The organism is Mucilaginibacter antarcticus, from assembly GCF_042686155.1.
GTDB lineage: Bacteria > Bacteroidota > Bacteroidia > Sphingobacteriales > Sphingobacteriaceae > Mucilaginibacter > Mucilaginibacter antarcticus.
Genome location: NZ_JBHUON010000008.1, coordinates 155173 through 170576, shown reverse-complemented (window position 1 = coordinate 170576; position 15404 = coordinate 155173). Strand labels below are relative to the sequence as shown.

The following is a 15404-nucleotide window of genomic DNA, read 5'->3' as shown; positions in this document are numbered from 1 at the left end:
TTTTTTCTGTCAAATTATTACCAGCAGCCTAATGTTATTTGGATACTGCTAAAAATTTTAGGATTTTTGCGCTTCGGAAAAAACGGTTCAATTATTGGTGTTACCCGTTAGATGATTTTTGCCTGTAAAGGTTTAATGTCTAACGGCTTATTAATTTAACATACGATAATTAGCCGCCTACAGATTTACGATACACTACATGATTAAAGAAGCAGATAAAGATCCGCAAAAGCATATCATTATTAAAGGCAGCAGGGTACATAACCTTAAAAACATTGATGTGGCCATACCTAAAAACAAGCTGGTTGTAGTAACCGGCATGAGTGGGTCTGGCAAATCGTCGCTGGCGTTTGATACCTTGTATGCCGAAGGCCAGCGCAGGTATGTGGAAAGCTTGTCTAGCTACGCGCGCCAGTTTTTGGGGCGCATGAATAAGCCCGATGTAGATTATATTAAAGGCATAGCCCCGGCTATTGCCATTGAGCAAAAGGTAATTACCTCAAACCCGCGGTCGACCGTGGGAACATCTACCGAGATTTACGATTACCTGAAACTGCTGTTTAGCCGCATTGGTAAAACTATTTCGCCGGTATCTGGCGCGGTGGTAAAAAAGGATAGTGTTACTGATGTGATCAATTTCATTATGACGCTGCCTGATGGTACGCCTGCAACTATACTTTGCCCGCTGCACCCGCACAATAACCGCAGCATTAAAGAGGAGCTGGCGGTGCTGATGCAAAAAGGTTTTGTAAGGGTGGAGTTTGATAGTAAGATCTCGAGAATTGAGGCCTTACTGGAGGACGAAGCTGTTGAAGAGAGCACCCTGACCACAGAGCATGGGCTGAGAATTGTAGTAGACCGTGTTACTAAAGACAATAGCGACGAAACCGTCAGCCGTTTAGGCGACTCGATACAAACCGCGTTTTTTGAGGGTAAAGGCGATTGCTACGTGCAGTATCAAGCCCCACCCAAACCCTCCCCGGAAGGGAGGGCTTTTGAAGAAGCTGATCAAAAAGTCTCCCCAACCGGGGGAGATTTAGAGGGGGCAGAACGCTTTTTCTGCGATAGATTTGAGCTTGACGGAATAAGATTTGAAGAGCCATCGCCGAACTTTTTTAGCTTTAATAACCCTTATGGCGCCTGTAAGCGCTGCGAGGGTTATGGCAAAGTGATTGGTATTGATGAGGACTTGGTGATACCCGACAAAAGCAAAACCGTTTACGAGGGCGCTATTGCCCCATGGCGTGGCGAGAAGATGCGCGAGTGGAACGATGAGTTAGTAAAGCACTCGCTTAAATTTGATTACCCGATACACCGCCAGTACAATCAGCTTACTGCAAAGGAGCAAAAACTGTTGTGGACCGGTAATAAATATTTCCGTGGTCTTGACCAGTTTTTTAAGGAGATGGAGGCGCAAACCTATAAAATTCAGTACAGGGTTATGCTGTCGCGATACCGTGGCAAAACTACCTGCCCTGAGTGTAAAGGTAGCCGCCTGCGCCAGGATGCTACGTATGTTAAGATCAACGAGCACTCGATAACCGATGTGGTGCTGATGCCGTTAGATACCGCGCTGGGCTTCTTCCAGGGGTTAGTTTTAAATGAAACGGATATCATTGTCGGCAAACGTTTGCTGGCAGAGATCACCAGCCGGTTAAGTTTTTTAAACGATGTTGGTTTAAGTTATTTAACGTTGAACAGGTTGTCAAACACGTTATCGGGCGGCGAGTCGCAGCGGATAAATTTGGCAACTTCGTTGGGGAGCAGCTTGGTGGGTTCTATTTATGTGTTAGACGAGCCAAGCATCGGCCTGCACCCACGCGATACCGAGCGGTTAATAACTGTGCTAAAATCTCTTCGCGATGTGGGCAACACCGTACTGGTTGTTGAGCATGAAGAAGAGATTATGAAAGCTGCCGACCACGTAATTGATATTGGCCCCGAAGCCGGCACTCACGGCGGCGAGCTGGTATTTAGCGGCACTTATGCCGAAATTATAAAAGACGAACATAGCCTAACCGGCAAATACCTGAGCGGCAGAGAACAGATTGCTATCCCCGCCACCCGCCGCAAATGGCACGACTTTATTGAAATAAAGGGTGCCCGCGAGAATAACCTGCAGCATGTTACCGCTAAGTTTCCGCTTGGTGTATTTACGGCGGTTACCGGCGTGTCAGGATCGGGTAAAACGAGTTTGGTGAAGCGTATATTGGCGCCTGCGCTAATGAAAACGCTGGGTAATTATAACGGCGAACAAACCGGCAGCTATGATGCTATCGAGGGCGATTATGCCAAGATAGAACAGGTGGAGATGGTTGATCAAAACCCGATAGGCCGCTCGTCGCGCTCAAACCCGGTTACTTACGTTAAAGCCTGGGACGAGATTCGTAACCTGTTTGCTGCCCGCCCGGTTGCTAAGGCGGCGGGACTGAAGCCATCGGCGTTTTCTTTTAACGTCGAGGGTGGCCGTTGCGATGTTTGCCAGGGCGAGGGCGAGGTGAAGATAGAGATGCAATTTATGGCAGATATTTACCTTACCTGCGAAACCTGCGGCGGTAACCGTTTTAAACAGCATATCCTTGACGTAACTTACAACGAAAAAAATGTAGCCGAGGTGCTGCACCTGACCATTGAAGAGGCGCTGGAGTTTTTCGCCGCCGAACCAAAGATCATTGCTAAAATAAAACCGTTGATGGACGTCGGCCTGGGCTATGTGCAATTGGGGCAATCGTCAAACACCTTGTCAGGTGGCGAGGCACAGCGGATCAAGCTGGCGTCGTTTTTGGTTAAGGGGAATAATCCACATAAAACCTTGTTCATTTTTGATGAACCTACCACAGGTTTGCATTTCGCGGATATCAAAAAGCTGCTTAAATCATTCGACGCGCTGCTAGAACATGGCAACACCATTATTGTGATAGAACACAATATGGACGTTATAAAATGCGCGGATTGGGTAATAGACATCGGTCCCGAAGGTGGCGATCGAGGCGGTAAAGTTATTTTTGAAGGCCTGCCTGAAGATTTGATTAAAGTTAAAAGTAGTTATACGGGTAAGTTTTTAAAGGAGCGTTTTGCTTAGTTTTTTGCAAGCCACGATTTCATTTCTTTATAAAACTGTTCGCCGTTGCTTAATAAAAATTCGGCCTTTTTATCATTTTCCAATATGATTGTTAATTTTCGTTTTTTAAAGCTTTTTTGCTCTGAGATTTCGATGTCTTTTATTTGCTGACGAAAAATTTTAAAGGGTTTTATATATGGCATCCAATACTTTGAGGGTGATCTCGCATCAAAAATAAATTGGTCATCACCTAAAGCTAATACACCTTGATAATTATCACCCATCATGCTGTGAAAGCCTTTAGGAAAATAATTGCCCCATTGTTCTATATATATCCTTTTGTTTTCAGCTACAAAGCTTTCCTTCAGTTTTAGTGTGCAACTTAATAGAGAAATGTTCAGCGCAATAATTATCAGTGTGGTTGAAAGGAGATGCTTCTTCATAGCGGCAAATTATCAATTTCCTCTCACTTCTTCTCAAACACACTACCAAACCTATAATTAAATCGATAGGCGCCTTGCGCGAAGGTAAATACGAAGCTTACTTTTTGTTTAGCCGGCTTGCCGTTTATGGTAGCTGGTTCAAGGGCCGGGGCTTGTTTTAAGCAGTTAATTAAACCGCCTGAGATCTGTTGGTTAAACGAGTCCTGGCAGTTCATGTTTGTAATATACCCGGCTTCGTTTATCTCGCCCTCGATGGTGAATTTGTTGGTAAAGTGTGCCACATCAATATAATACATATATGCAGCCACTGCTTCTACTAGTGCATTAGAATAAGCAGGTATGCCATGTTTGTACTCTACTCCCCTGGTGCCTGTTTTGGTAACCGGATTGCAGCCTACTGCCGAAACTTTCAATGCTTCGGCCCTAACAAACTGCAGCAGGGTATTTGGCACCAGCTCAAGGCGCGATGCGTCTGTATACTCGCCAACAGGCGACTTACCTTTGGTAAACACACCAGCAGTAAATTTTTCAGATGCTAACTCTCTTGATTTATCGCTCGCATATTGAGCGGTCCAGGTGCCATCCGGCTTGCCGTTGAGTAATTTGCCTTTCCAAAACAGAGAGCCGGAGCTTGAGTAAACGCCCTTGCCGCCTTCTACTAACTGTTTGCCTTTTTCATCCCATGTGTCGGTAATAATTATACCGTTATCGCTCGCCTCAAAAGTTAGTTTGGGTCGGCCGTCGTCATAAAAAAGCTCCCATTTCCCATCATACTTGTCTTTTTTAAAATTGCCTTTGGCCTGTAGTTGGCCATTTAGGTAATGCGTGATAAACGGACCATCTTTTTGGCCTTCGGTATTATAGTTACCTTCGGTTACAATTACGTTAGGGTCAACACGGCTTACATCTTTTACTTTACCTACAAATTTGTGTATGCGCATATCAATATGTGCATAGCGTTTTACCAGGCTGCAGCTGTCTTCAATCAAATCGAAATCTTTGTTTAGGGATAGGTTGATGCTGTCTTTATTAATAAAATCAAAATGTACAGATCGGCGTGGGGCGTTTTGCGCCTGGGTGGTTGAGCTATAAAGTATAACGGCCAGGGGCAAAGCTAGGAGCAATTTCATGATAAGGTTCTTCGGTTTTAATGACCACAAATTAGTAAATAATTGATCCTCACCAATAATGTTACAAAAATATATTTTGCAACTACATTTTTAGTTTTTACATTCGGTTTATAAACCACCTTATGAGACCCCTTATCGCAATTACACTAATTTGTTGTTGCTGTGCCTTTTCTGCTTTTTCGCAAAGCAATTTTAGTGTTAAAGGCACAGTTACAGACACCACATCTAAAGCCTTGCTTGACGATGCCACCATTACGGTGCTCACCGCCAAAGACTCCTTACTACAAAAGTTTACCTACAGTAACAAAGGTGCTTTTGAGCTTACAAACCTTAAGCCGGGTAAGTATTTGTTACTGATAACAAATGATACCTATGCGGACTACTCGGCAGCCTTTACCCTTGACGATGCGCACCCGGTTGTTACCTTTAAAAACATCGGCATGATAGAGCGATCTAAATTGCTGAACGAAGTGATGATATTGGGCAAGGCAGCCGCCATTAAAATAAAAGGCGACACAACGATTTTTAACGCGTCGGCTTTTGAAACGCAGAAAAATGCCAAGGTTGACGATCTGTTAAAGCAATTGCCAGGCATGAATGTAGACCAAAATGGTAAAATCACTTTTCAAGGCGAACAGGTTAAACGCATACTGGTTGATGGCGATGAGTTTTTTAGCGATGACCCGGTATTGGTTAGCCGTACCGTACGTGCTGATATGGTTGCCCGTGTTAAAGTTTACGATGATAAAAGCGAGACCTCTAAATTAACTGGTATTGAAGATGGCGTAAAAATTAAAACCATTAATCTTGAAACCCGGGACGATAAAAAGAAAGGCGTGTTTGGCAAGCTGCAGGGCGAAATAGGTAACAGTGGTTTTTATACCGGCCAGGCCATGTTTAACAAATTTAGCCCTAAGGAAAAGATATCTGTTTACGGCAATATGTCAAACACCGGCAAGGTTGGTTTAAGCGGTAACGATAACACAAAGTTTGGCAGCGGTGTTAACGGTGTTTTTTTTAGTGATGGGATGGTATCCGGTATTCTCTCAGGTAGCGGCGGTGGCAGCTACAATGGCATTGGTATACCAGAAGCAAAAGATGCCGGGTTACATTATGATGCAAAATGGAACAAAGACAAGCAAACCATTAATGCCAATTACAAAATAGGCGCATTAGATATCAACAATGTAGGCAGCAGTATTACCCGTAATACCCTGCCGGGCAATGACTATAATACATCAATATCAAAAAATACGTCGCATAATTATGATTTTTCCAATAACGCCGACGCTATTTTTACAACCGTTATCGACTCTACATCAAGCCTGAACGCCACCGTTAGGACAGCAACTTCGCGCGGTGATGACCAAAGCGACGCAAACACTCAAACTTTGCGTTCGAACGGATTTTTGCGAAATACCAATCAAAGAAACATTGATAGGAGTGACGAACGTAGCAACGGATCTTTATCATTGAATTACATTAAGCGATTAAAGAAAAAGGGACGCAGTATTTCGTTATCAGGCAGCGCTACTCATAGCGAATCAAAGTCCGAAGAATATCTAAAATCAAACTTAAGTACCTACAATGCTCAGGGTAACTTCCTTAAAGATTCGATAATTGATCAGTACAAGCCAGCTAATGCCAATAATAACAGCGTGGGGGTAGGCTTTAATTATACCGAGCCTTTATCACCGGCATTAAATCTAATTGCCGGTTACCGTTTAATGTGGAGTAATAATGATAATAAGCAGCTTTCTTACAACAAGTCTGGCAATGGTTATGATCAGCTCGACGACCGTTTTAGCAATGATTTTAGCACCAGTACGTCTACAAACCTTTACAATTTAAGGTTGGGTTATAGTAAACCAAAGCTGAACATAAACGCAGGTTTAACAGTAACCGATGTTGACTTGAAGCAAACCGATAATTTTATAGCTGCAGCGCTCAAAGCAAATGCTGTTATTCAAAGAAACTTTATCAACTGGAATCCCAATGCTAATTTCAGATATCAGCTAACACGGGCTTCGTCTGTCAACGCTAACTATAACGGGTATACCTTTCAGCCAACAATTAACCAGTTGCAGCCCTTAAGGCAAAACAGCGACCCGTTAAACATTCAGTTGGGTAATCAGAATTTGAAGCCCGAGTTCTATAGTTCTTATGGTTTAGGCTATCGCGTTTATTATGATTCTTCCATATCGGGTTATAGTTTTAACGCTAGTTATTCAAACACCGTTAATGCTATTATTAGCAACAGAAGTACCGATACTGCCGGCGTTAATACTTATCAATATATTAACCTGCAAGGCAATCAAAACTCAGGCTGGCGCCTGTATTTTGGCTCGTACGGTAAAGTAACAAAATTTGAGTTCTCGCTTGAGCCATCAATTAGTGTCAATGGCAGTACCAACTATAATTACGTCAATAACCAGCTTAACAGGGTGCGTTCAATTACCTACAGCCCGGGGGCAAGGGTGAGTAAAAGCAAACAAAACTACTCTTATAGCTTTGGTTTTAACTTTAATTATACCGCTAATGCGTCGTCGCAGCAACAGGTAAATAATAATACCCGTGGCTTTACCTCAAACTTAAGCCTGTATACCAAGCTGCCATTTAACTTTTATATAGGTACAGATGGTAGTTATGAATTTACTGCAAAGAACCAGGTTTTTACAGACGATTTTCACCGCGTGTTATTGAAGGCTAATTTCGGTAAAAACTTCCTGGCTGATGAAAGCCTAAAAGTATCGATAACCGGCTATGACCTGTTTAACCAAAATACGGGCTATCGTCGTTCTGGTACTGCCGACAACTTCACAGAAAGCCGTAACAACACCATTATGAGGTATTTTATGCTGTCAGTATCATGGGATTTTAGCAAGTTTAGTAAACCAGCACAAACCAAAAAGTAAAAGGGGTTATGAAAACGATATTTAAATTAATACTGGGCTTATGCCTTATACCGGGTAGCCTAACATTTGCGCAAAGTACCCGCGCCATAACAAGCGGAATTATTGAGTACGAAAAAACGGCTAATATGTACACCCTGATGCGTAAAAAAATACCAAAGGACAATATTTATGTTTATAATCAAAACAAGCCGCATTATGATAATTACCTTAAAAACGAGCCACAATACCTAAAACTGTATAGCTCGCTTATCTTTGGTAACAACACATCCTTATTTACGCCTAAGCCGCTGGCTAAACCCATATTTGATTATTATAACCAACCCCTGGTTGATCAGGCTAACATTGTGTTTAACAATTTTACAAAAAGCCAAAGCACCATACAAAAAGAATACTTTGAAAGAACCTTTTCGGTAAGAGACACCCTGCGGCGGATAAAATGGAAGATAACCGATGAAACCCGCGAAATAGCAGGCTACGTCTGCCGTCGGGCCAATGGCTTGCTGCTTGATTCTGTTTATGCCGTCGCGTTTTATACCGATAAGATCCACGTATCAGGCGGGCCGGAGTCTTTTAACGGTTTGCCGGGGATGATTTTGGGTATAGCGCTGCCGCATGACAATATAACTTGGTATGCAACCAAGGTTACAGAAGCACCTGCCGACGTTAAGAAGCTTGTGCCACCCAAAAAGGGAACTCCAATAGATAACAAAGGCCTGCTGATTGAATTGATGAAGAGATACAAAGACAAGGGGGAGATAGGGCGCTCTTTTATGAAGGGATATGTTTTATAGGCATTTTAGTGAAACAAGATATTGGTTGATCCGATGTTGTTTTCGAAGTTGATAAACCAATATTCATGTCGCCAATAATCACATTATTTGCATAAACCACCTTATGAAAAACCTTATCACAATTTCAATTCTCTGGTGTTGCTTCACCTTTACCGCTTATGCTCAAAGCAACAATGGCGTAAAGGGTATTGTAGCCGACACCTCAAGCAAAGCCAACCTTGATGGGGCTACCGTTACCGTTGTTAACGCTAAAGACTCCATTTTGCAAAAATTCACTTATACAAGCAAAGGAGCATTCGCCATTAACAATTTAAAGCCGGGCAGCTACATGCTTCTGGTAAATTATGCTGACTACGCCGACTATAGCGAAAGTTTTAAGTTAGATGCTGCGAAGCCTGTTCATGATTTTGGAAAGTTGGTCCTGGTATCAAAGGCTATGCTACTGAACGAGGTAATCATCAAATCAAAAGCGGTAGCTATGAAAATTAAAGGCGATACGACTATGTTTAATGCAGCGGCATACATCACCCAGAAAAATGCTAAGGTTGATGATTTATTAAAGCAATTGCCCGGTATGCGCATTAACCAGAGCGGCGTCATTATCTTTCAGGGCGAGGAGGTGAAAAGAATCCTGGTTGATGGCGAGGAGTTTTACAGCGACGACCCAACGCTGGTATCAAAAATGGTACGGGCTGACATGGTTGGCAACGTGTTGGTTTATAACGACAAAAGCACCGAGGCCAAGCAAACCGGTGTAGAGGATGGTGTTAAAGTAAAAACAATTAACCTGCAGCTGCGTGAAGATAAACGCCGCGGCATATTTGGCAAGGCCGAGGCTGGCTATGGTGCCGGCGATTATTACATCGGCAAATTGTCTTTTAATAAATTTAATCCCAAAGAAAAAATATCGGGGTTCGGTAATGCCTATAATACCGGTGGCGATGCCGGGGCGCCTAAAAACCGCGATGGTGGTTTGCATTATGATGGCAAGTGGAACACCGACAAGCAATCTGTAAACGCCGATTACAAAACCGGAGCTGTTGACAATAACATTATCGGAAACACGCTTACCCAAAATAACCAGCCGGGCAATTATAACCGTAGCCTGCAGGACAGGACGACCCACGACTATAACTCATATCAAGTCGCCGACCTGATTTTAAATAGCAAAATTGACTCTACAACAACTGTGTCATTATCAGCAAATGGCCGCGACGCTTATAGCGAATCTCAGACACTGGGGCATACAGATACTCACCGGGCAAACGGGGTTATGCTTAATGATAATAGCAATAAAACTGATGGTAAAAATAATAATAGGTTTGCTAATACCTTTGTGAGATTAACTAAGCGATTGGCAAAACCAGGGCGAAGTATAGGATTATCAGCGTCCGGTTTCTTTAACGAGTCAAAAAGCCAGGATTATGTTAGTTCTGTTTTAAGATTATATAACGACCAGGGCATACGGATTGACAGTACCGTTGTAAATCAATACAAACCCTACATTAGCAACAGTAATAATTTCTCAACTAGTGTTAGTTTTTCAGATCAATTATTTAAGGGGTTTACCGCAACGGCCACTTATGGGCTTTCGGGTGGTAATACAAATCAAAGCACCTTGTCATACAACAAATCAGCGGCTAACATTTACGATGTGTTTGACCCAACATTCAGCAGCGATTTCAGTACCAGAAAATCAGGCAGCAGCTATAATCTATTTGCTGTTTACCGCAAAAACAAGGTCACGGCTAATGTTAGCGGAAGTTATTCAGCGACAAGTTTTAAACAAACTGACCATTTAGTAGACACCATGCTTACCCGGCATTTTGATAACTGGAGAGCTTATGCTGATCTTTATTTCCAGCTTACCAAAGCTGCTTCGATAACCCTTAATTATAACGGCAATACCAGCCAGCCATCAATAACACAAATACAACCTTTACGTCAAAATACAGATCAATTAAATATTACCATTGGTAACCCTGTCTTAAAACCAGAGTTTAACAACTCCTTTAATTTAAACTATAGGGTTTACCGGTCCAGTGCAGATCAGGGCATGAATTTCAGGGTGAACTATTCAACGCGACTGAATGCTATCCTAAGAAACCGTATTACTGATACCATATCAGGTATAAATACTTATCAATGGACCAATCTTAAAGAAAAAAGCCCCACCAACTGGAACGTTTATGTGGAGTTTTATGGTCGCCTCACTAAACAGGCTTTTTTGTTAAGCCCAAGTTTAACAGTTGATGGCAGTACGTATTATAGCTATATCAACAGTCAGTTAAACACAACTAAATCTACCACTTATAACCCGGGCATCAGCATAAGCAACAGTAAGCCTGGTTATAATTATTATTTTGATCTGGGGATAAATTACACAGTTAACTCAAGCTCATTACAAGCGGTTAACAACAACACGCGGGGTTACTTTGCGCATTTAAATCTTTTTAGTAAACTGCCATTTAACTTTTATATAGGTGATGAAGCTAGTTATGAGTTTACTGCCAAAAACCAGGTGTTTGCTGATGATTTTCATCGCGTGTTGTTAAAGGTGTACCTGGGCAAAAATTTCTTTAAAGAAGAAACGCTTAAAGTAATCCTATCCGGCAATGATTTGTTTAATCAAAATACAGGTTATAGCCGCACCGGTACACAGGATAACTTTGTTGAAGAACGACATAATACTATACGCCGCTACTTTATGCTGATGGTAACCTGGGATTTTAGCAAGTTTGGTAAATCATTACAAAGATAAACATCATGAAATACGTGCTAAAATTGATATTTGGATTATTGCTTTTGCAGACAGAGGCGGTAGTTGCCCAAAGCAAGCATTTTATTATAAGCGGGGTAATTGAGTTTGAAAAAAGCAACAACATGTTTGCGCTGATGAAAAAGAAACTCACCAAAGAATTTGCTGGTGAGAACAAACCTTATTATGAGCAGTATTTGCGTACCGAGCCACAATTTTTGAAATTAAAAAGCACGATTATATTTGGTAATGGAGTATCGCTTTATACGCCGATACCACCGGCAAAAGCTATCCCCTGGTTTTATGATCAGCCGATTGTAAGCCAGCCTAATACCGTCTTTTGTGATTTTGACAAAAATGCTGTTACCATACAAAAAGAATATGCCGAGAAAACTTTATTAGTAAAAGATACTATCCGGAAAATAAAGTGGAAACTGACCGATGAAACGCAGGTTGTTGCCGGGTACCCTTGCAGGAGGGCTAACGGACTGATGCTTGATTCGATTTATGTGGTGGCCTTTTACACCGATGATATCCATGTGTCGGGCGGCCCGGAATCATTTAATGGATTACCCGGAATGATACTTAAGCTGGCCCTGCCGCACGATAACGTTAGCTGGGTGGCAACGAAAGTTACCGAAATGCCTGCTGACCCCAAAAAGCTGGTGCCGCCCAAAAAAGGCACTCCGGTTGATTATAAAAGCCTGTACGCAGAATTGCTAAAAGGCCTTGCCCAGGCCGGCGAGTTGGGCCGATATTATTTAAAAGGATATACTTTATAAAGCAAAGGGGCACTAAAACAGTGACCTTTTTCGTTGTTAAAGAATATTGCCTGACTGTCCTCATTCTCAAGAATATCAACCTGCAAGAAAATTTCATTTAATTTTCATTTTGATAAAATAAATACAAATTAGTGTCGTTTATACACATATAACAACAAATAAAAAACTTGTAGCTTATGGGTGAAACCTCTACTTTGAATGAGCTCACTAACCAAAATGAAGTGATGAAAGAAAGCGTAAAAGAAAACCTTGAAGCGGACGAATTGATTTTTTATCATTCGCTACGCCCTCAATTGGATCTTCTGCAAAAGAATCCTCAACTTCAAACTATCAGCAATATTCTTGATTACTCAAAAGGTTTGCGGTAGTAACGGTTAGTTGTAAAAAACCTCAGGTCCGGTGATGAATTAAATTTCATCACCGGACTTTTTTTTACTTTTGCGTGCCGTTTACACAAATTTTAAACATGCTCAGACAGGAACGCTATAAACACTTTGTTGATTATTTTTCAAAGCATCAGCCCGAGGCCGAAACAGAACTGCATTACACCAATCCATATGAGTTGCTGGCGGCGGTTATACTGTCTGCACAATGTACCGATAAGCGTATTAACCAGGTAACACCTGCCTTGTTTACCCGTTTCCCTGATGCAGATAGCCTGGCAGCATCAAACAGCGACGAGGTGTTCACTTACATCCGTAGCGTGAGTTATCCTAACAACAAAGCAAAACATTTGGTAGGCATGGCTAAAATGCTTACCGGTGATTTTGGCGGGGTAGTCCCTGCGGACATTGATCAATTACAGAAACTGCCCGGCGTTGGCCGCAAAACGGCTAATGTAATAGCATCGGTAGTGTATGATGTTGCAGCCATAGCTGTTGACACGCACGTGTTTAGGGTGGCAGATAGGATAGGGCTTACCACAAATGCGACAACTCCTTTGGCCGTTGAAAAACAATTGGTAAAGTTTCTGCCTAATGAAACCCTGGCCGTGGCGCATCATTGGTTAATACTACATGGCCGATATATCTGCGTAGCCCGCAGCCCCAAATGCGAAATTTGCCCGCTTACGTGGTTTTGCCGATATTATGAGCGTAACAATACCAAAAAGGCTTTACTAAAAGCTGAAGCGTTACGATTGAAAAAAGCCAAAGACGCTAAGCTCAGAAAATCATTAAATGTGATTAGCAAAGAGCTGAAAAAGCGCAGTGTTGATAAGAATATTTGACACTGAGTTTAGTTATAAGTACGTTTATATACAGTACAAAAATAAATACTAAAAATATTAGTATATTTAAAAAATAATTATTATTTTTGCTAAAGATATTATTAAAAGATGAGCAACGCAGATAAATTAAAAGCACTACAACTTACACTTGATAAGTTAGAAAAATCATACGGTAAAGGTACCATCATGAAACTGGGCGACTCTGTAATTGAACCTATAGAGGTGATATCAACAGGTTCATTAGGCCTTGACATCGCTTTGGGTGTTGGTGGTTTGCCTAAAGGCCGGGTTATAGAAATATATGGTCCGGAGTCATCAGGTAAAACAACCCTGGCCATCCACGCCATAGCCGAAGCACAAAAGAAAGGCGGCATTGCTGCATTTATCGATGCTGAGCATGCTTTCGACCGTTTTTATGCTAAAAAATTAGGTGTTGATGTTGAAAATCTTTTGATCTCGCAACCCGATAACGGTGAGCAGGCTTTAGAGATTGCTGATAACCTTATCCGCTCGGGCGCTATTGATATTCTTGTTATTGACTCCGTAGCGGCCTTAGTGCCAAAGGCAGAGATTGAAGGCGAGATGGGTGATTCTAAAATGGGTTTGCATGCACGTTTAATGTCGCAAGCTTTGCGTAAGTTAACCGGTACCATTAGCAAAACCGGATGCTGCTGTATATTTATCAACCAGTTGCGCGAAAAGATCGGCGTTATGTTTGGTAACCCCGAGACTACAACCGGTGGCAACGCTTTGAAATTTTATGCTTCGGTACGTTTAGACGTGCGTCGTATATCCCAAATTAAAGATAGTGACGAGGTGTCTGGTAACCGGGTTAAGGTTAAGATCGTTAAAAATAAGGTGGCTCCGCCTTTCCGTATTGCCGAGTTCGACATTATGTTTGGGGAAGGTATATCTAAAGCAGGCGAGATTATTGACTTGGGCGTTGAGCACAACATCATTAAAAAAGCCGGTTCGTGGTTTAGCTATGGGGAAACCCGTTTAGGCCAGGGCCGCGATGCGGTTAAACAACTGATACTGGATAATCCTGAATTAATGGAAGAGCTGGAAGTCAAGATCCGAGCTGAAGTTAGCGGCGACCAACTGGTTGAAGAAACAGAATAGTTTTAGTTCTTTGGACCGTTATAGAAAGGTCCTGGTAAACCTTTAATACAAAGCCCCTTCGGAAATCGACGGGGCTTTTTTGTTAATACATTTTACAACCTTGATAGCAATTTTGCGTATAAGTTAACTATAAAACAACTTATGATTAAATTTTTGGAAACGCTTTTAAATGTCATTCCTAGGTCATACATTTATGATCTGTAACAGGAATGATACATTTTTATAATACCCCTATTTAATGCCCTTTTTTAAACTCAAACTAAAAAGAACGTCAATACTTTTGGCGTTCCTTATGCTAAGTATTGCCGTAAAGGCCCAAATGGTAACGCTGGCAAATGCGTTTGCCCATAACGACTACCGTCATAAGCGCCCCCTTGCCGAAGCACAGGCAAATGGTTACACAAACATAGAGGCCGATGTGTTTTTATTTAACGGCAAGTTGGTTGTAGCCCACATCAACCCTTTTTTTAAAGGAAAACGCACCTTAGAGAGCTTATATTTAGCCCCGTTAGCAGCGCTTGCCTGTAAGTATAACGGTAACGTTTACGAAGGTTACAATAAGCCTGTAACCTTGATGATAGATATCAAAACTGATGGTAAACGTACCTATGAAGCTTTAAAACCCCTTTTAGAAAAATATAGAGACATTCTTTCCAGCTATGATAGCGGTGTTGTTACCAAGCGTGCCGTTACTATTGTATTATCAGGACACAAACCGTATCGTGAAGTTAAAAGCGAAAAGACCCGCCTGGCGTTTATAGACGAGGACCTTCGAAAGGTTAACCGGGACACTGCTGCCAACGTGTCTACAATGGCTAGCTGCAAATACTCAAAATTGATAAAATGGAAAGGTAGTGGCAGGATGCCTAACGCCGAAAAAGCGCGTTTGGTAAGATATGTTGACCGTGCCCATAAAAATGGCGACCAGGTTAGGCTGTGGGCTTCGCCGGATAACCAGGCCGTTTGGAAAGAAATACTGAACTGTGGTGTAGATTTGATCAACACGGATAAGCTGGTAGCGTTAAAGAATTTCCTGGTATCTCAGAATAACTGATAATAATATAACACCAGTTATCCATTGCGTCCACGCTTTAAAACTTCAACATCGTCATAAATTTTACGGGGTGGTTAGGGTGATAATCCATAGTTTTGCGCTAATCTACCTCGGTGCATT

Annotated in this window: 11 protein-coding genes; 9 read left to right on the top strand and 2 right to left on the bottom strand. The window is 42.0% G+C overall.

Annotation, left to right across the window (positions count from 1 at the left end; genetic code table 11):
• The first annotated feature begins 199 nt into the window (after positions 1-199).
• Positions 200-3082, top strand: coding sequence for an excinuclease ABC subunit UvrA (uvrA, locus tag ACFSYC_RS08995; protein ID WP_377125992.1), 2883 nt, complete (start codon positions 200-202; stop codon positions 3080-3082).
• Here the strand turns inward: uvrA and ACFSYC_RS08990 are convergent.
• Positions 3079-3504 (bottom strand): hypothetical protein, encoded by a 426-nt coding sequence (locus ACFSYC_RS08990; protein ID WP_377125989.1) that lies wholly within the window; start codon positions 3502-3504, stop codon positions 3079-3081. The two genes, uvrA and ACFSYC_RS08990, sit on opposite strands and share 4 nt — an antisense overlap.
• Positions 3505-3527: 23 nt before the next feature.
• Entirely contained in the window at positions 3528-4634 is a 1107-nt protein-coding gene (locus ACFSYC_RS08985) for a toxin-antitoxin system YwqK family antitoxin (protein ID WP_377125986.1), read from the bottom strand.
• 122 nt (positions 4635-4756) lie between these two features.
• On the opposite strand from ACFSYC_RS08985, the gene ACFSYC_RS08980 reads away from it, so the two are divergent.
• From ACFSYC_RS08980 to ACFSYC_RS08945, 8 genes are all read left to right on the top strand, one after another.
• Complete coding sequence (locus ACFSYC_RS08980; RefSeq protein WP_377125983.1) at positions 4757-7549, top strand: TonB-dependent receptor; 2793 nt, start codon at positions 4757-4759, stop codon at positions 7547-7549.
• An 8-nt stretch (positions 7550-7557) separates the two neighbouring features.
• Positions 7558-8340, top strand: a complete 783-nt coding sequence (locus ACFSYC_RS08975) for a GLPGLI family protein (RefSeq protein ID WP_377125980.1) — start codon at positions 7558-7560, stop codon at positions 8338-8340.
• A 103-nt stretch (positions 8341-8443) separates the two neighbouring features.
• On the top strand, positions 8444-11101 hold the full coding sequence (locus ACFSYC_RS08970; protein WP_377125977.1) for a TonB-dependent receptor: 2658 nt from the start codon (positions 8444-8446) through the stop codon (positions 11099-11101).
• A gap of 5 nt (positions 11102-11106) precedes the next feature.
• On the top strand, positions 11107-11880 hold the full coding sequence (locus ACFSYC_RS08965) for a GLPGLI family protein (protein ID WP_377125974.1): 774 nt from the start codon (positions 11107-11109) through the stop codon (positions 11878-11880).
• A gap of 176 nt (positions 11881-12056) precedes the next feature.
• A complete protein-coding gene (locus tag ACFSYC_RS08960) occupies positions 12057-12248 on the top strand; it encodes a hypothetical protein (RefSeq protein WP_377125972.1) in 192 nt (63 codons plus the stop codon).
• A gap of 98 nt (positions 12249-12346) precedes the next feature.
• Positions 12347-13108: an endonuclease III gene (nth, locus tag ACFSYC_RS08955; RefSeq protein ID WP_377125970.1), complete on the top strand. Its 762-nt coding sequence runs from the start codon at positions 12347-12349 to the stop codon at positions 13106-13108.
• A gap of 108 nt (positions 13109-13216) precedes the next feature.
• Positions 13217-14230, top strand: coding sequence for a recombinase RecA (gene recA / locus ACFSYC_RS08950; protein ID WP_377125968.1), 1014 nt, complete (start codon positions 13217-13219; stop codon positions 14228-14230).
• Positions 14231-14468: 238 nt separating this feature from the next.
• The gene (locus tag ACFSYC_RS08945; protein WP_377125965.1) at positions 14469-15284 is read left to right on the top strand and encodes a phosphatidylinositol-specific phospholipase C/glycerophosphodiester phosphodiesterase family protein; all 816 of its coding nucleotides are present in this window, start codon (positions 14469-14471) and stop codon (positions 15282-15284) included.
• Positions 15285-15404: the final 120 nt, after the last annotated feature.

Excerpts from the sequence above, each read along its gene's own strand:
- ACFSYC_RS08970 (WP_377125977.1), top strand. The coding sequence starts at position 8,444 with ATGAAAAACCTTATCACAATTTCAATTCTCTGGTGTTGCTTCACCTTT.
- ACFSYC_RS08965 (WP_377125974.1), top strand. The coding sequence starts at position 11,107 with ATGAAATACGTGCTAAAATTGATATTTGGATTATTGCTTTTGCAGACA.
- ACFSYC_RS08945 (WP_377125965.1), top strand. The coding sequence starts at position 14,469 with ATGCCCTTTTTTAAACTCAAACTAAAAAGAACGTCAATACTTTTGGCG.
- ACFSYC_RS08980 (WP_377125983.1), top strand. The coding sequence starts at position 4,757 with ATGAGACCCCTTATCGCAATTACACTAATTTGTTGTTGCTGTGCCTTT.
- ACFSYC_RS08975 (WP_377125980.1), top strand. The coding sequence starts at position 7,558 with ATGAAAACGATATTTAAATTAATACTGGGCTTATGCCTTATACCGGGT.
- ACFSYC_RS08990 (WP_377125989.1), bottom strand. The coding sequence starts at position 3,504 with ATGAAGAAGCATCTCCTTTCAACCACACTGATAATTATTGCGCTGAAC.
- ACFSYC_RS08960 (WP_377125972.1), top strand. The coding sequence starts at position 12,057 with ATGGGTGAAACCTCTACTTTGAATGAGCTCACTAACCAAAATGAAGTG.
- recA (WP_377125968.1), top strand. The coding sequence starts at position 13,217 with ATGAGCAACGCAGATAAATTAAAAGCACTACAACTTACACTTGATAAG.
- uvrA (WP_377125992.1), top strand. The coding sequence starts at position 200 with ATGATTAAAGAAGCAGATAAAGATCCGCAAAAGCATATCATTATTAAA.
- ACFSYC_RS08985 (WP_377125986.1), bottom strand. The coding sequence starts at position 4,634 with ATGAAATTGCTCCTAGCTTTGCCCCTGGCCGTTATACTTTATAGCTCA.
- nth (WP_377125970.1), top strand. The coding sequence starts at position 12,347 with ATGCTCAGACAGGAACGCTATAAACACTTTGTTGATTATTTTTCAAAG.